This window comes from Pseudomonas sp. BYT-1 (assembly GCF_023611805.1).
Taxonomy (GTDB): domain Bacteria; phylum Pseudomonadota; class Gammaproteobacteria; order Pseudomonadales; family Pseudomonadaceae; genus Aquipseudomonas; species Aquipseudomonas guariconensis.
The window spans coordinates 2,417,982-2,434,913 of the sequence record NZ_CP072559.1; the positions used below are offsets into that span (position 1 = coordinate 2,417,982).

Here is a 16,932-nt window from a genome sequence, read left to right on the forward strand (position 1 = left end):
CGAAGTCATGAGTGAAGATGCACAAGATGTCGTATTGGTCGTCGAGGATGAACCGGCGATTCGCATGATCCTGCGTGATTATCTGGCTGGGGAGGGGTATCACGTGCTGGTGGCCGAAGACGGTGAACAGGCCTTTGCCATCTTGGCGAGCAAGCCGCATCTGGATTTGATGGTGACGGATTTTCGTTTGCCGGGTGGGATTTCGGGGGTGGAGATCGCTGAGCCTGCGGTCAAGTTGAGGCCGGACTTGAAGGTGATTTTCATCAGTGGGTATCCGGCGGAGATCCGCGAGTGCCAGAGCCCGATTGCGCGGCGGGCGCCGATACTGGCCAAGCCGTTCGATCTGGATAGTTTGCGGGAGCAGATTCAGATTCTTTTGCAGTGAATCGTTGGTTTCTGTTGGTTTCTTGTTGGTGGGCTTATCCGATTGTTTTATCGACAGGTAGTCACCTTTCTGCCTTTACGGCGGGTCACTTTGGGTCTTGGCCAAAAGTAACCAAAAGCCGCGCGCCCTGCATCCGGCCCGGCGCTTCTCACCGGGTCCCCTCGCTGCGGTGTCTTGCGGGGCTACGCCAGCCTCCATCTCGCGACTTGGGCTACCGCCGAAGGGCGCTACGCGCCTGCCCCTACAAACACCTCCACTCGGCCTGCTGATGGGGCGCAAGTTACGGGCGGCGCCTGGGCTGGCGTTGTTTCATTCAGTGGTTTTTGTGGTGAGCTTTTGGGCCTATTCGCGGGTAAATCGGGGCGCCGAACCGCCGCACACACAGGCTCACAGCTCTTGAGAACGGCGCTGTGCCTGTAGGAGCGGCGGCGCTCCTACCCGCAAATAGGCCGGAACAAACAGCCAAACAATTAACTTGTTTGCCGTTGCTTTTGATGCGCGATAGTCCAGACACCACCCATCGCGACCTCAGAAGGCCGAGTGAAGGTGTCTGAAGGGGCAGGCGCGCAGCGCCCTTCGGCGGTAGCCGAAGACGCGAGATGGAGGCTGGCGTAGCCAGCCGGAGGCCGCGAAGCCCCGCAAGACACCGCAGCGAGGGGACCCCGGAGCGCAGCGCAGGGGCCGGATGTGGGAGCCAGCGGTTTTTGCCTACTTTTGCCCAAGAGCAAAAGTAGGTCGCCGTAAAGGCGAAAAGCGCCGGTGGCGCCACCACCAAACCCGGATATTCACACAGCCTGAAAGCCCAAGCCCAAGCCCAAGCCCCTCACCCCAACTCCAACCAAATAGGCGCATGATCCGAAGGCTTCTCCATCCCCCGCAACTCATAATCGACCCCAGCCGCCTTGAGCCGCGACACCAACCCCTGCGACGCCATGATCAAGTCGATGCGCAGCCCCCGCTTGGGCTCATCCTCGAACCCCCGGCTGCGATAGTCGAACCAACTGAACCGGTCATCCACCTCAGGATGCAAATGCCTGAAGCTGTCGACCAATCCCCAGCCCTTGAGCCGCTCCATCCATTCACGCTCCTCAGGCAGGAAACTGCATTTGCCCGTGCGCAGCCAGCGCTTGGCGTTGTCAGGCCCGATACCGATATCGCAGTCTTGGGGCGAAATGTTCATGTCGCCCATCACCAACAAGGGTTGCTCGCTGCTGAACTGGCTTTCGAGCAATGCCTGCAAGTCACCATAGAACCGTTGCTTGGCCGGAAACTTGGTGGGGTGATCTCGGCTTTCTCCCTGCGGGAAATAACCGTTCATGACAGTGATGGGGGTGCCCTGTGCATCGGCAAAGGTGCCCCAGATGAAACGCCGTTGCGCATCCTCCTCGTCGCTGGCAAAGCCTTTGAACAACGACAGAGGCTCCCGACGCGAGAGCAGGGCGACGCCGTAGTGGCCTTTCTGGCCGTGATAGTGCACGTGATAGCCCAGGGCCTGTACCTCGGCCAACGGGAACTGATCGTCGCTGACTTTGGTTTCCTGCAGGCCGATTACATCCGGCTGGTGCTTGTCGATCAGCGCCGCCAGTTGATGGGGGCGCGCGCGTAAACCATTGATGTTGAACGAGACGATCTTCATTGAAAGATAATCCTGATAAAAGCAGGGATGCTAGCTGACATCGGCGACCACCACCAGCATGGCACCCTATGGCCCTGGCTGCTAACGTGCCAAGGCAGCTGAAACGATACACTCAAGGCGTTTCCCGGCCCGTCCAAGTCCGTTCCAGGAGGATCACCTGCAATGCCCGACGTCACTGCTGCCTCGGCCCGTGTCTGTCTGCTCGATGATGGATACCACCGCGAGGTGCGCTCGCTCCTTTATCACGCTTATCGTCACGATCCCACGCTCGCCTATGTCTTCGAGGCCCAGCGCCCAGGGTATGAGCGGCGTCTTCGAATGATGCTGCGTGAATGGGTGCGACAGCACTTCTACCTTCAACTGCCAGCCATGGGCTTGCTGGTGGACGATCGTTTGGTCGGTCTGGCGCTGATTGCACCTTCGCTGCGGCGCCTGGGGGTGACCGACAGTTGGGCCTGGCGTCTGCGCATGATCCTCGGCACAGGCATACGCTGCACCCGGCGTTACCTGGATTACCAAGCGGCGCTGTCCAGTGCCTTGCCGCCGGGCAGGGTGCATGTGCTGTCGCTGGTGGGCGTGCATCCTCGGTACCAGAGGCAACGTTATGGTGAACAATTGTTACAAGCTGTTCATGACTGGTGCAGCGAAGACCCGCAGAGCCAAGGCGTGGTGCTCAATACTGGAAATGCTCATTTTCTGGCGTTCTACCAGCGTGTGGGCTATCAGGAGGTGGGTGAAATTGCGGTAGGGCCGATCCGTGAGCGCGTTTTCATGCGTCCCAACCCGATGTCCGTGGAGACTGCGATTGGGTAAGACGTTCGACAAGCGGCACCCTGAACGGGTCGCCTCTGGTAGCATTCGCCCCATGACGTATTCAGGAAGACTAACCTGGGGCCTGATTTTTTGGGCCGCCAGTACCGCAGCATGGGCCCAGAGCGAATTGAAGGTGCAGGTAAAACCGGCCAACAAAGCGCTCAAGAGCAATATCGAAAACTACATTGGCAGCCTCGGCAACCGTGACGAAGAAGCCTTGCTACGCTTCAGTCGTGGTGCTCAGGAGCAGGCGCGCAAGGCCGCCCAGGCCCTGGGCTACTACCAGGCGCAGATCGACACCGAGGTCAAGCCACCGAGCGACAAGGACCATCCCCCGCAACTGATCATCAGCATCGAGCCCGGCGAGCCTGTGCACTTGCGCAACGTCACCGTGCGTATCGAAGGCCCGGCCAGCGAGCTCAGGGCATTTCGCATTCCCGACAGCAAGGCGTTGCGCCCAGGCGAGCCACTCAATCACGGGGTCTACGAAGACGCCAAGCGTCTGATCCAGAACCAGGCATCGCGTTATGGTTTCTTCAGCGGCCACTTCACCCGCCAGCGCCTGTCGGTCGACCCCCAGGCGGGCGTGGCCGATATCGAACTCATCTACCAAAGTGGTCCCCGCTACCGCATGGGGGCTGTCACGTTCGGCGGCGATACGCCCTTGGACAACGACCTGCTGCAGCGCATGGTCTCCTTCAAACCCGGCACACCCTATGATTCCGAGCTGATCGCCGAGCTCAACAACGACCTCCAATCGAGTGGCTATTTCGAAGGCGTACGCGTCGACGCGGCGCCGACCGCGGCGGTCAATGAGGAAATCCCGGTGGACGTTCACCTGCAAACCCGTAAGCCTCGTACCATGGGGCTGGGCCTGGGGTTCTCGACCGACGTCGGGCCACGCGGCAAGGCCAACTGGACCCGTCATTGGGTCAATGCCCAAGGGCACAGCTATGGCTGGGAAACCGAGCTGTCCGCGCCGCGGCAAAACGTCGGTCTGTGGTACGACGTGCCTCTGGACCCACCGCTGACCGACAAGCTACGCTTTGCCGGCGGTTACCAAAACGAGGAGATCGCCGGAACCGACACCCTGAGTAAACTGCTGACCGTGGGCCCAGAGTGGCACAGCAAGCTGCCCAGCGGTTGGCAGCGGGTCGTCTCGCTCAAGTACCAGCGCGAAGAGTACCGCTTGGGTGATGATTCGGGGTTGAGCAACCTGTTGATGCCCGGGGTCAGTTTCTCCTACCTGCGTAGCGACAACCGCATCGATCCGCACAACGGCTACCGGCTGCAGTTCGACCTGCAAGGGGCAAAAGAAGGGCTGGTGTCCGACACCAACCTGCTGCACGGGAACGTGCTGCTCAAGGGCCTGACCACCCTCGGCCAGCGCCACCGACTGCTTGGCCGTGTGCAGTTCGGCGGTAGCGCTACCAATGGCTACAAACAGAACATCCCGCCTTCGTTGCGCTTTTTCGCAGGTGGCGACCAGAGCGTGCGCGGCTACGACTACCAGAGCTTGTCTCCGAAAAACAGCGACGGCGACCGAATCGGCGGCCGCTACTTGGTGGCAGGCAGCGCCGAGTACCAGTACTCAGTCGCCGAAAAGTGGCGTGTGGCGACGTTCATCGACCAAGGCAATTCATTCAATACGCTGGAACTGCCCAGCCTCAAGACAGGCGTCGGCATCGGCGTACGCTGGGTTTCGCCGGTCGGGCCGTTGCGCCTGGACCTGGCCCGAGCGCTGGATGAGGACGGTGGTTTCCGCTTGCATTTCTCCATGGGGCCTGAGCTGTGACTCGTGTGTTCAAACCCATCCTTCTGACATTGCTGGCGTTGCTGCTGCTCATTGCCTTGGCCCTAGGCCTGCTGTTGGGCTCGGAGATGGGCAGCCGCTGGGCACTGGGGCGTGTGCCGGGGCTTGAGGTCACCGATTTCGAGGGGCGCCTGGGCAGCAACTGGCAGGCCAGCCGACTGGTCTGGGCCGATGGCGACAACCGGATCGAAGTGCAGGCGCCACGGTTGACGTGGTCGCCAGCCTGCCTGTTGCGCGCCACACTGTGCGTGGACCGCCTGCAGGCCGAGCGTATCGACATGGCCTTTGCGCCCGCAGAGGCAGCGGCAGACAGCGGGCCATTGCAACTGCCCGCCTTGCGTCTGCCGATCGCCATCGAGCTGGGTGAGGTCAAAGTCGGGCAATTGCGCCTGGACGGCAACGACCTGCTGGGTGACCTGCAACTGGCTGCGCACTGGACTGTCGGCGGCCTGCGCATCGACACCTTGCAACTGCAACGGGACGACTTGCACCTGAACCTGCAGGGCGATCTTCAGCCTGAAGGCGATTGGCCGTTGCAAGTGGCCGGCACCGTGCAGTTACCCGCCGTGGACGGTAAGCCCTGGCAGCTGGCGCTGACAGCCAAGGGTGAATTGCAGAAGACCTTGACGCTCGAAGCCATCAGCAGTGGCTACCTCGATGCCCGCCTGAGCGGCGAGTTGCAGGCATTGGCTGAACACCTACCGGCTACCCTGAGCCTTCGCGCCGATGGCTTCAAGCCTTCGGCATCATTGCCCGACACCCTTCAACTAAACCAACTGCGTCTCGACGCCACGGGCGATCTGCTCAAGGGCTATCGCCTGGCAGGTTCCGCCAGCCTGCCTGCCGAACAAGGCCCCATTGGCCTGGTACTGGGCGGGCAGGTGGATGCCAAGGGCGCTCGCCTGGATGCGCTGGACCTCAACGCCAGCGAGACCCAACGGGTCAAGCTGCAGGCCAGCGCCGACTGGCAAAAAGGGCTTGAGGCCGACGCCCGCATCGACTGGCAGGATTTTCCTTGGCTGCGCCTCTATCCCTTGGAGGAGCCACCTCAGGTTACCCTCAAACGCTTCAATGCCCAGGTGCAATACCGAGACGGCAATTACAAAGGTGACTTCAAGGGTGACCTCGACGGCCCCGCCGGAGCGTTCAACGTGGCCAGCCCCTTCGAGGGCGACCTGAGCCAGGTGCGCTTGCCACAGTTTGCCTTGACGGCCGGGCAGGGCAAGGCTGCCGGTAGTGTTGCCGTTCGTTTCGCCGACACACTGGCCTGGGATGTGGATGTGCAACTGTCAGCGCTGGACCCTGCGTTCTGGCTGGCGGAGATGCCAGGCTCCCTGGGCGGGCCCCTGCGCAGCAAAGGTGAGCTGAAGAACGAGCACCTGCAGGTGCAGGCTCAGCTTGATCTCAAGGGGCGCTTGCGGGGGCAACCCGCCGTGCTCAAGGTGGAGGCCGACGGTGCGGACGAGCGCTGGACACTCGCAACTCTTGCCGTGCAGTTGGGCGATAACCGCATCAATGGCAGTGGCAGCCTGCAACAGCGCTTGGCCGGTCGCATCGATCTCGATCTGCCACGCCTGGGCCAGCTCTGGCCGCACCTTCAAGGGCGGGTGAATGGCCGCCTGGATGTCGCCGGTACATTACAAGCGCCGCAAGGGACCTTGACCCTCCAAGGACAACAACTTGGCCAGGCGCAGAATCGGATCCAACGCCTGGACCTCGACGCCAAGCTAGACAGCGCGCAACGCGCCCTGGTTACCTTGAAAGCTGGCAATATCCGCCTGGACGAAACGGCCTTGGGCAATCTGGACATCAACGGCAAAGGGGATATCCGCCAGCAAGCAGTCACCCTCGCGCTCGACGGGCCGCAGCTCAAGCTGAATCTGGCATTGGACGGTCAACTGGCCAAGGGTGACTGGCGCGGCCGTCTGGCAGAGGGGCGTATCCAGGCCGGTGGCCAGGATTGGCGCTTGCAGGCTCCGGCAAAACTGCAGCGCCTGGCCAGCGGTCAGCTTGATCTGGGCACCCATTGCTGGCGCGCCGGGCAGGCGAGCCTGTGTGGCGAGGACCAGCGGTTGATGCCCGAGCCGCGGCTGCGCTATCACCTCAAGCAGTTCCCGCTGGACAGCCTGGCCCAGTGGTTGCCGAAGGATTTCGCCTGGCAGGGCCTGCTCAATGCAGACATCAACCTGGACATTCCAGACGCCGGGCCCAAGGGCAACATCCGCGTCGATGCCAGTGGCGGCACCCTGCGGGTTCGCGACCAGGACCGCTGGATCGACTTCCCGTACCAGGTGTTGCGTCTGGACAGTACCCTTGCTCCCCGTCGGGTCGACACCCGCCTGGATTTTCGCGGCGAGCGCCTGGGTGAGCTGAGCCTGAGCACCCGAATCGACCCGCTGGGCAAGAACAAGCCGCTGTCAGGGGATTTCCGCCTGACGGGCCTGGACTTGTCCGTGGCGCGTCCCTTCGTGCCGATGGTCGAGCGCCTCACCGGTCAGCTCAATGGCAGCGGTCGTTTGTCCGGCACCCTGTTGAGCCCACAGGTCAACGGCAACCTGGCGCTCAGTGGTGGCGAAGTCAGTGGAGCGCAGTTGCCGGTCAGCCTCAAGAACCTTTCGCTGCAGGCGCTGATCGCCGGTGAGCAGGTACAGCTGAACGGCAATTGGCAAAGCGGCGAGGCCGGCCGTGGCCAATTGGAGGGCAACCTGACCTGGGGCCAGGCCCTGGCCATGGATTTGCGTTTGAGGGGCCAGCAATTGCCTGTCAACGTCGAGCCCTATGCGGCTCTTGAAGTTGCGCCAGACCTGACCATCCGGCTGGTCGATGACAAGCTGGCGGTCGCTGGCAAGGTGAAGGTGCCCAAGGGCAAGATCACTGTGCGCGAATTGCCGCCATCGACCGTCAAGGTTTCGGATGACACGGTGATCGTCGGCGATCAGACCGAAGAAGGTGCGCCGCCCATGGCGATCGCCATGGACGTCGATGTGGACGTGGGGCAGGACAAACTGTCGTTCAAAGGCTTTGGTCTGACGGCCAATCTGCTCGGGCATGTGCACATCGGCAACAACATGGATACTCGCGGTGAACTCAGCCTGGCCGACGGTCGCTACCGCAAATATGGCCAGAACTTGATCATCCGTCGGGCACGGCTGTTGTTCGCCGGTCCGATCGACCAGCCGTACCTGGATATCGAAGCGATCCGTCGGGTCGACGACGTCATCGCTGGCATTCGCCTCAGTGGCAATGCCGAGCAGCCGACCACCAAGGTGTTTTCCGAGCCTGCCATGAGCCAGGAACAGGCACTGTCCTACCTGGTACTGGGCCGCCCTCTGACTGCCACGGGCGAAGACAACAACATGCTGGCCCAGGCGGCCCTCGGGCTTGGCCTGCTGGGCGGGGAGGAATTGACAGGTGGCCTGGCCTCGAGTCTCGGCATCGAGGACTTCCAACTAGGCTCCGAAGGCTCGGGCAACAGCACCAGCGTGGTGGCCAGCGGTAACATCACCGAGCGGCTGAGCTTGCGCTACGGCGTCGGGGTGTTCGAGCCGGCCAATACCATCGCGTTGCGCTACAAACTGAGCAGAAGGGTTTTCCTGGAAGCGGCCAGCGGCTTGGCCAGTTCCTTGGATATCTTCTACAAGCGCGATTTTTGAACCCTTCACAGCTTTCAGCAAACGTGTCGAGTGCCTCATCCTTCAAGGGGTGGGGCGCTTTGCTTTTGAGAGGCGCTCAAACAGTTGGACCTCGTGCTGCTGTGGCACTTAGGCCAGCAGGTCTCAGCTCGCGTGATCTTCCTGTCGGCGGATATTGCCGATCTGGCGCAAGCTCAAGCCGTACTTGTCCGCCAACAGACTGCGCGAAAGACCGTCAGCACTTTCCTGTTTGATTTGCAGGTTGCGCAGTTGGCGCATGAAGTGATCCGGCTTCGGAATTTCCAGGGCGACACCGGCAAAACGCTTGATCAGGCTTTGCAAGGCCTCTGGAGGCAATAGATCGGCAAGCTTGGTACGTTCCAGATGCTTGGGGATGTATTTAGGGCGCCCGCCATAAGCGCAAGTCAGTCGGTAGGCGTTTTCTATGCCGATGCATTCGATCAGCGATTGCAGGGAGTGAGGCAGTTGGGAAATATCGATGCGATTGAGGTCTGGCAGTTCCATTGGTGATTCCTCGGAGAAATAAGCAGGCGCAGGGCATGGTGGTCCATGTCGAAAGGCGGGCGGGCTTTGCCTCAATGGGCGAAGTCGTCGTCGGCCTGAGCTTGATTCTCCGGCAGCCACGAGTGGGGTCGCTAGGCGCCAAGCGGATCGGCGGGTGTAGCCTTCTGGCGTGAGGTTGTGCAGGCAGCGAGGGTCGAATACGTAGGATGTGGCGTCAACAAAGCCCTGAAGGCCTTGATGACTCGTATTTTCAGTTTGCATTGCGCATCGGAGGGTCAGCCTACCTTCACCCCATGATGCAAGTGCCGGGGAAGGGCTAGATGCAAAAGCGCCGCCTATGGGGGGGACGTTGTATCATGGCCTCGGCTCGTCGCGAGCCATATGTCCCTGATGTCGCAAGGAACCTTCGATGACACATGTGCAACGCTTGAAATACTCGATCCTGATCATCCTGGTGGTGCTGGGCATCATGCTGGGCCTGTCCTATCTGCAAAAACAGGGGACCATTACCGAGCAGACCTTCCAGTACATCGCCATCGCCATCGCCGTAGTCGTGGTGGTGATCAACGCAATCCTGCGTCGCAAGGTCGGGCCCAAGCCTTGAAGCAGGCGGGCTGGCCAAGCGCGGCCGGCCATGGGGTCAACGGGCGGTGGCTTGCTCCAGCACGGCCCGGGCCTCGGGGTTGAGGCTGTAGCACTTGTCGTTGCCCAGGCTGATCACGCCTTCGGCGCACAGCCGCTTGAGCACCTCGCGCACGCTGAGAAACGACAGTGGGATGTCCAGCTGTTCCAACTGCGCATGGACGCCGCGCACCCCGATGCTGCGCCCGTCGCGATCGGCGGCGTGCAGGGCATCGATGACTTTGAGGCGGATCAGGCTGGTACGCAGGCCAAAGGTTCGCAGCAATTCGCGGATCTGCTCGTTACCGGCACGCACCTCGGCGCCCGCGACCGCTCTGGTCGTGGCCAGGCGAGGGCCGCTCTGCAACGCAGGTTGTGGGTCGTACATGTGAATGCTCCTTTTCGTGGGCTGTCCCGAAATCATGAGTGCCTCACTTAATAGGACGAATGAGATGGGCAAAACTGCAGCCCTTGGCGAAAAAAATCGCTGCTTTGTGTTGAAGACGTCGCGCTGGGTTGTCTTGCGTAAAATTTTCACCGGGCTGTTCGTCTGATCGGGATGACCCTTCCAATCCCAGGAGTGCCCGTGTCCATACTCCCGCGTCACCTGACCCACCTTGGGCTGGCAGCCGTTCTGCTCAGCTCAGGCCTTGCCGCGCAAGCCCTTGAAGCTACTGGCGAGGCATCGGCGCAGATCCGCCGGACCACTTTTGGCGTCCCGCATATCCTGGCCAAGGACGAACGAAGCCTGGGGTATGGCATCGGTTATGCCTATGCCCAAGACAACCTTTGCCTGCTGGCCAACGAAGTGCTGACCGTCAATGGTGAGCGCGCGCGCTACTTCGGTGCCCGGGGCAAGACGATCGAGCAGCGTGAGAACCTCGACAGCGATACGTTCTTCGCCTGGCTCAATACCGACTCGGTGGTCAATGCCTTCCTCCAGGCCCAGCCAGACCCGGTGCGTCAGCGGCTGGAGGGGTATGCCGCGGGCTACAACCGCGCCCTTGCCGAGCGCAAGGGCCAGGGGCTGCCGGTTGAATGCGGCAGTGGCGACTGGCTGCGGCCGATCACCAGCCTGGACCTGGCCAAGCTCACCCGCCGGTTGTTGGCAGAGGGGGGCATCGGTCAATTCGTCGAGGCGCTGGTGGCGGCCTCACCGCCGCAAGCGGCCGAGCGAGGGGAGGGGCGGGACTTCAGCGCCGCCTTGGCGCGCCAGGCGCAGTTCGCCTCGGCCCGAGGCAGCAATGCGGTAGCGGTCGGCGCCGAGCGTTCGTCCACCGGCGGCGGCCTGTTGCTGGCCAATCCACACTTCCCATGGGAGGGAGGCATGCGTTTTTATCAGATGCAGCTGACCATCCCGGGGCAGTTGGATGTCATGGGCGCCGCATTGCCGGGATTGCCATTGATCAATATCGGCTTCAACCGCCACCTGGCCTGGACCCATACCGTCGATACGTCCAAGCACTTCACCTTGTACCGCCTGCAACTCGACCCGAAGGACCCCACTCGCTATCTGCTCGATGGCAAGTCCGTGCCACTGACCCGCCAGACCTTGAGCGTGACGGTCAAGGGTGAGGATGGCCAACTGCAGCGAGTCCAGCGACACGTCTATACCTCGAGCTTCGGTCCGGTGGTGCAGTGGCCTGGCCGGCTGGACTGGGACCGGCAACACGCCTATAGCCTGCGCGATGCGAACCTGGAGAACACCCGGGTGTTGCAGCAGTGGGATGCGATCAACCGTGCCGACAGCCTGGACCGCCTCAAACAGGCGGTGGGGCAGATCCAAGGCGTTCCATGGGTCAACACCCTGGCTGTCGATGCCGGGGGGCGTGCTGCGTATCTGAATCAGTCGGTGGTGCCTTATGTGGACCAGGCGTTGCTGGCGCGCTGCGGCGATCCGGCGGCAACCGAGCCACTGGTGGTGCTGGATGGCTCGCGCAGCGTGTGCCAATGGAAGACCGATGCGCAAGCGGCTCAACCCGGCATCTTCCCGGCGCGGCTACTGCCAAGCCTGGAGCGCCGCGACTTCGTGCAGAACTCCAACGACCCGGCCTGGCTTGCCAACCCTGCGCAACCCTTGACTGGTTACTCACCGTTGGTCAGCCGCGAAGGTCAGCCGCTGGGCCTGCGCAGCCGCTTTGCCCTGCAGCGCCTGCAAGGGCCCGGCAAACTCGGGATGGCCGAGCTGCAACGCATGGTGCTGGATGATGAGGTGTATGCCGCTAATCTCGTGCTCCCGGATCTGCTGGCCTGGTGCCAGGCGGCGCCATCCGATGTGCAAGCGGTGTGCGCAAGTCTGGGCGCCTGGAATGGCAAGGCCGACCTGGACAGCGGCGTGGGCCTTCTGCACTTTGCCAACATCGTCGAGGCGATGGCAGAGCATCCTGAAAGCTGGCGTGTAGCCTTCGATCCGGTCGATCCGCAGCATACGCCGCGCGGCTTGGCGGTGGAGCAGGCGTCGGTGAGCAAGCGTGTACATGAAGCAGCGCTGGCTTCGTTGGCACGGTTGGATGAGGCGGGTGTGAATGTCGATCGCCATTGGGGACAGATTCAGCAGTCCGCCGATGGCACACCTGTGCCGGGTGGGCCTCAGGAGCTTGGGGTGTACAACGCGATGTACAGTGTCCCTGCGGGAGCGGGCAAACAGCAGGTCGTCAGTGGCACCAGCTATCTGCAGCTGGTCAGCTTCACCCGGCAGGGGCCGCAGGCGCTTGGGTTGCTGGCGTTTTCGCAGTCAAGCGAGGCCGCATCACCCTATGCCAGTGACCAGACCCGTGCGTTCTCTGCCAAGCGCTTGGCACCGATACCGTTCACCGAGGCGCAGATCAAGGCTGATCCGCAGTATCGCCAGTATGTGATCAGCGAGGGGGACCAGGCTGTGGTGGCCGGCGCAGGTCATTGAGTCAAGAAGGGGCGCTTGGCGCCCCATCACGACGGCCCCGAATCAAGGAAAGTCGAACGGGGCCAGCTGGAAGCCCTGGTCATCGACCTGCAAGGCCCAGCCACGGCGGTCCCAGTCACCCAGCACGATGCGTCGAGCCGGCTGCCCTTCGACCACCAGCTTGTGAAGCGCTGGCCGGTGGGTATGGCCATGCACCAGGGTGCGCACGCCATGGGCTGCCATCACCTTGGGAACTTCCTCGGGTGTGACGTCGACGATCTCGGTGGACTTCATGCGTGTCTGCGACCGGCTTTCGCTGCGCAGCTTACGCGCCAGCTTCTGCCGGGTGGACAGCGGCAGGTGACGCAGGATCCACAGGCTCAGCGGGTTGCGCAGGTAGCGACGCAGCTTCATGTAGGCCAGGTCGCGGGTGCACAGGGTGTCGCCATGCATCAACAACACCGGCTCGCCACCGAGTTGCACCACGCTGGGGTCAGCCAGCAGGGTACAGCCTGCCGCTTCGCAGAAGGCTTGGCCGATGAGGAAGTCGCGGTTGCCGTGCATCAGGTAGATCGCCGTGCCGCTGTCGCTTAGCCGACGCAGGGCCTGGCAGATCGACTGCTGGAAAGGCGTCATGGCATCGTCGCCGATCCAGGCTTCGAAGAAGTCGCCGAGGATGTACAGCGCCTTGGCATGCCGGGCACGGCCGTCGAGCAGATCAAGAAACGCCCGGGTTATGTCCGGGCGTTCTTCTTGCAGGTGCAGATCGGAGATCAGCAGAATCACTCAATGATCTCGGCTTTCTCGATGATCACGTCGTCCTTCGGCACGTCCTGATGGCCGGCCTTGGAACCGGTGGCGACGCCTTTGATCGCGTCGACCACGTCACGGCCTTCGATCACTTCGCCGAACACGGCGTAGCCCCAGCCTTGGACGTTCTTGCCGCTGTGGTTGAGGAAATCGTTATCGGCGACGTTGATGAAGAACTGCGCCGAGGCGGAGTGCGGTTCCATGGTGCGGGCCATGGCGATGCTGTACTTGGCGTTCTTCAGACCGTTGTCGGCTTCGTTCTGGATCGGGGAACGGGTTGGCTTTTGCTTCATGCCCGCTTCGAAACCACCACCCTGGATCATGAAGTTGTTGATCACGCGGTGGAACACGGTGCCGTTGTAGTGACCGTCCTTGACGTACTGAACGAAGTTTTCGACGGTTTTCGGTGCCTTTTCGCCGTCCAGTTGCAGGACGATGTCGCCGTGGTTGGTGCTCAGTTTGACTTTGGACATGCTGAATTCGCTCTTTGAAAGGCATTCGGAAAATGGGCTGCGCAGGGCGCGTACTGTCACCTGACGCAGGATCGGGCGACTGCGACACAAGGCGCGCGTCGGCCATTTTGCATGGCTTGCGACAAATCGCGCCAGTTTGTCGGTGCCCGGCTGTCAGCAGCTTGACTGCTTCGGCTATGATAGGCCCTTTGATTCAATCGGCCTACCCAGGCCGGATACCAGCATTCAAGGATCCTATGAGCAAGCCCACTGCCGAAAACGCGCCCAACGCCGCTGCCAAAGGCGCCCCCGCCGTCCCTGCAAACTTCCTGCGGCCGATCGTCCAGGCCGATCTGGACTCGGGCAAGCACAGCAGCATCGTCACCCGTTTCCCGCCGGAGCCCAACGGTTACCTGCACATCGGCCACGCCAAGTCGATTTGCGTGAACTTCGGGCTGGCCCAGGAATTCGGGGGTGTCTGCCACCTGCGTTTCGACGACACCAACCCGGCCAAGGAAGACCAGGAGTACATCGACTCCATCCAGCGTGACGTCAAATGGCTGGGCTTCGAGTGGGCAGGCCCGGTGCGCTACGCTTCGGACTACTTCGATCAATTGCACGACTGGGCCGTGGAGCTGATCAAATCGGGCGATGCCTATGTCTGCGACCTCACCCCTGAGCAGGCCAAGGAATACCGCGGCAGCCTGACCGAGCCGGGCCGCAACAGCCCGTTCCGCGACCGCAGCGTCGAGGAAAACCTCGACCTGTTCGCGCGCATGAAGGCCGGCGAGTTCAAGGATGGCGAGCGTGTGCTGCGCGCCAAGATCGACATGGCGTCGCCTAACATGAACCTGCGCGACCCGATCCTGTACCGCATCCGTCATGCCCACCATCACCAGACCGGCGACAAGTGGTGCATCTACCCCAACTACGACTTCACCCACGGTCAATCGGACGCCATCGAGGGCATCACCCATTCGATCTGCACCCTGGAGTTCGAAAGCCACCGTCCGTTGTACGACTGGTTCCTGGACAAACTGCCGGTGCCGGCGCGCCCGCGCCAGTACGAGTTCAGCCGTCTGAACCTCAACTACACCATCACTTCCAAGCGCAAGCTCAAGCAACTGGTTGACGAAAAGCACGTCGATGCCTGGGACGACCCGCGCATGTCGACCCTGTCGGGCTTCCGCCGCCGCGGCTACACGCCGGCCTCGATCCGCAACTTCTGCGAGATGATCGGCACCAACCGCTCCGACGGCGTGGTCGACATGTCCATGCTCGAGTTCAGCATCCGTGACGACCTCGACCGCACCGCGCCGCGCGCCATGTGCGTGCTGCGTCCGCTGAAGGTGGTGATCACCAATTACCCGGAAGGCAAGGTCGAGCAACTCGAACTGCCGCGCCATCCGAAAGAAGACATGGGCGTGCGCGTGCTGCCGTTCTCCCGTGAGCTGTACATCGACCGTGACGACTTCATGGAAGAGCCGCCCAAAGGCTACAAGCGCCTGGAGCCTGCTGGCGAGGTGCGTCTGCGCGGCAGCTACGTGATCCGTGCCGACGAGGCCATCAAGGATGCCGACGGCAATATCGTCGAACTGCGCTGCTCGTATGATCCGGACACCCTGGGCAAGAACCCCGAGGGCCGCAAGGTCAAGGGCGTGATCCACTGGGTTCCGGCCGAAGGCAGCGTGGAGTGCGAGGTGCGCCTGTACGACCGCCTGTTCCGTTCGCCGAACCCGGAGAAGACCGAGGAGGGCGGCAGCTTCCTGGACAACATCAACCCGGATTCGCTGCAGGTGCTGACCGGCTGCCGCGCCGAGCCGTCGCTGGCCCAGGCCGCGCCTGAGGACCGCTTCCAGTTCGAGCGCGAAGGCTACTTCTGCGCCGACCTCAAGGACAGCCAACCGGGCCGTCCGGTGTTCAACCGCACCGTCACCCTGCGTGACTCCTGGGGCAGCTAAGGAATCGCCGTGCTTACCATCTACAACACCCTGAGCAAGACCAAGGAAGCCTTCAAGCCCCTGGACGGCAACAAGGTGCGCATGTACGTGTGCGGCATGACCGTGTACGACTATTGCCACCTGGGCCACGGCCGCAGCATGGTCGCCTTCGACCTGATCACCCGTTGGCTGCGCAAGAGCGGCTACGAGCTGACCTATGTGCGCAACATCACTGACATCGACGACAAGATCATCAACCGCGCCAATGACAACGGCGAGCGCTTCGATGAGCTGACCGCGCGCATGATCGATGCCATGCACGAAGACGAGCGCCGTCTGAACATTCTGCCGCCGGATCAGGAGCCGCGCGCCACCGACCATATCCCCGGCATGCACGCAATGATCCAGACCCTGATCGACAAGGGTTATGCCTACGCACCGGGCAATGGCGACGTGTACTACCGGGTCGGCAAGTTCGTCGGCTACGGCAAGCTGTCGCGGCGCAAGATCGAAGACTTGCGCATCGGCGCGCGGATCGAAGTGGGCGAAGCCAAGCAGGACCCGCTGGACTTCGTCCTGTGGAAAGCCGCCAAGCCGGGCGAGCCGAGCTGGGAGTCGCCGTGGGGGCCGGGCCGTCCGGGCTGGCACATCGAGTGCTCGGTCATGTCCACCTGCTGCCTGGGCGAGAGCTTCGACATCCACGGCGGCGGCAGCGACCTGGAGTTCCCGCACCACGAGAACGAGATCGCCCAGAGCGAGGCGGCCACCGGCAAGCCTTACGCCAATGCCTGGATGCACTGCGGCATGATCCGTATCAACGGCGAGAAGATGTCCAAGTCGTTGAACAACTTCTTCACCATCCGTGATGTGCTCGACAAGTATCACCCTGAGGTGGTGCGCTACCTGCTGGTGGCCAGCCACTATCGCAGCGCCATTAACTACTCCGAGGACAGCCTGCGTGAGTCCAAGGGTGCCTTGGAGCGCTTCTACCACGCGCTGCGTGGTCTGCCGCGTGTCGAGGCCAAGGGAGGCGAGGAGTTCGTCGAGCGTTTCAGCGTGGCGATGAACGACGATTTCGGTACGCCGGAGGCCTGCGCCGTGCTGTTCGACCTGGTGCGCGAGATCAACCGCCTGCGTGACAGCGATCCTGAGGCCGCTGCCGGTCTTGCGGGTCGTCTGCGTGAGCTGGGAGATGTGCTGGGTGTACTGCAACTGGACGCCGATGACTTCCTGCGCGCCGGGGCTGAGGGCAAGGTCGACGCCGCTGAAGTGGAAGCGCTGATCCAGGCGCGCTTGCAGGCGCGTGCGGACAAGAACTGGGCCGAGTCCGACCGTATCCGTGACCAGCTGACCGCCATGGGCGTGGTCCTGGAAGACGGCAAGGGCGGTACCACCTGGCGCCTGGCTGACTGATCGATGCGTTG

At 62.3% G+C, this 16,932-nt stretch carries 13 protein-coding genes; 8 read left to right on the top strand and 5 right to left on the bottom strand.

Translation table 11 applies throughout. The annotated features are described in order from the left end of the window. The first annotated feature begins 7 nt into the window (after window positions 1-7). The gene (locus J5X93_RS11115; RefSeq protein ID WP_043215057.1) at window positions 8-385 is read left to right on the top strand and encodes a response regulator; all 378 of its coding nucleotides are present in this window, start codon (window positions 8-10) and stop codon (window positions 383-385) included. A gap of 823 nt (window positions 386-1,208) precedes the next feature. Here J5X93_RS11115 and xthA read toward each other — a convergent pair. Beyond that, window positions 1,209-2,021 carry an exodeoxyribonuclease III gene (gene xthA, locus J5X93_RS11120; RefSeq protein ID WP_043215524.1) on the bottom strand — a complete coding sequence of 271 codons (813 nt, stop codon included), beginning with the start codon at window positions 2,019-2,021 and terminating at the stop codon, window positions 1,209-1,211. A 162-nt stretch (window positions 2,022-2,183) separates the two neighbouring features. Here xthA and J5X93_RS11125 point away from each other — a divergent pair, with 162 nt between their 5' ends. From J5X93_RS11125 to J5X93_RS11135, 3 genes are read left to right on the top strand one after another with little or no spacing between them, the layout of a single operon-like run. After that, a complete protein-coding gene (locus tag J5X93_RS11125; RefSeq protein ID WP_182940969.1) occupies window positions 2,184-2,834 on the top strand; it encodes a GNAT family N-acetyltransferase in 651 nt (216 codons plus the stop codon). A gap of 52 nt (window positions 2,835-2,886) precedes the next feature. Next, window positions 2,887-4,629, top strand: a complete 1,743-nt coding sequence (locus J5X93_RS11130) for an autotransporter assembly complex protein TamA (RefSeq protein WP_102082585.1) — start codon at window positions 2,887-2,889, stop codon at window positions 4,627-4,629. Then, the gene (locus J5X93_RS11135; RefSeq protein ID WP_232092027.1) at window positions 4,626-8,300 is read left to right on the top strand and encodes a translocation/assembly module TamB domain-containing protein; all 3,675 of its coding nucleotides are present in this window, start codon (window positions 4,626-4,628) and stop codon (window positions 8,298-8,300) included. The genes J5X93_RS11130 and J5X93_RS11135 overlap by 4 nt, the downstream gene beginning before the upstream one ends. A 123-nt stretch (window positions 8,301-8,423) precedes the next feature. Here the strand turns inward: J5X93_RS11135 and J5X93_RS11140 are convergent, their stop codons facing one another. Continuing rightward, a complete protein-coding gene (locus tag J5X93_RS11140) occupies window positions 8,424-8,804 on the bottom strand; it encodes a Mor transcription activator family protein (RefSeq protein ID WP_043215517.1) in 381 nt (126 codons plus the stop codon). Between the two features lie 409 nt (window positions 8,805-9,213). Between J5X93_RS11140 and J5X93_RS11145 the strand changes: the two genes are divergently transcribed. Further along, window positions 9,214-9,408, top strand: a complete 195-nt coding sequence (locus J5X93_RS11145; RefSeq protein WP_043215515.1) for a hypothetical protein — start codon at window positions 9,214-9,216, stop codon at window positions 9,406-9,408. Between the two features lie 36 nt (window positions 9,409-9,444). Here the strand turns inward: J5X93_RS11145 and J5X93_RS11150 are convergent, their stop codons facing one another. Next, window positions 9,445-9,813 (bottom strand): fe2+ zn2+ uptake regulation protein, encoded by a 369-nt coding sequence (locus J5X93_RS11150; protein ID WP_043215512.1) that lies wholly within the window; start codon window positions 9,811-9,813, stop codon window positions 9,445-9,447. Window positions 9,814-10,011: 198 nt separating this feature from the next. Between J5X93_RS11150 and pvdQ the strand changes: the two genes are divergently transcribed. Further along, entirely contained in the window at window positions 10,012-12,327 is a 2,316-nt protein-coding gene (gene pvdQ, locus J5X93_RS11155; RefSeq protein WP_232092026.1) for a bifunctional acylase PvdQ, read from the top strand. Between the two features lie 42 nt (window positions 12,328-12,369). Here pvdQ and J5X93_RS11160 read toward each other — a convergent pair whose 3' ends face one another. Together J5X93_RS11160 and J5X93_RS11165 are read right to left on the bottom strand one after the other, a co-directional pair. Beyond that, window positions 12,370-13,092 carry a UDP-2,3-diacylglucosamine diphosphatase gene (locus J5X93_RS11160; protein WP_043215510.1) on the bottom strand — a complete coding sequence of 241 codons (723 nt, stop codon included), beginning with the start codon at window positions 13,090-13,092 and terminating at the stop codon, window positions 12,370-12,372. After that, window positions 13,089-13,589, bottom strand: coding sequence for a peptidylprolyl isomerase (locus J5X93_RS11165; RefSeq protein ID WP_043215507.1), 501 nt, complete (start codon window positions 13,587-13,589; stop codon window positions 13,089-13,091). The genes J5X93_RS11160 and J5X93_RS11165 overlap by 4 nt, the downstream gene beginning before the upstream one ends. A gap of 236 nt (window positions 13,590-13,825) precedes the next feature. Between J5X93_RS11165 and J5X93_RS11170 the strand changes: the two genes are divergently transcribed. After that, window positions 13,826-15,529, top strand: coding sequence for a glutamine--tRNA ligase/YqeY domain fusion protein (locus J5X93_RS11170; protein WP_070574585.1), 1,704 nt, complete (start codon window positions 13,826-13,828; stop codon window positions 15,527-15,529). Window positions 15,530-15,538: 9 nt separating this feature from the next. After that, a complete protein-coding gene (gene cysS / locus J5X93_RS11175; RefSeq protein ID WP_043211339.1) occupies window positions 15,539-16,921 on the top strand; it encodes a cysteine--tRNA ligase in 1,383 nt (460 codons plus the stop codon). Window positions 16,922-16,932 lie beyond the last annotated feature (11 nt).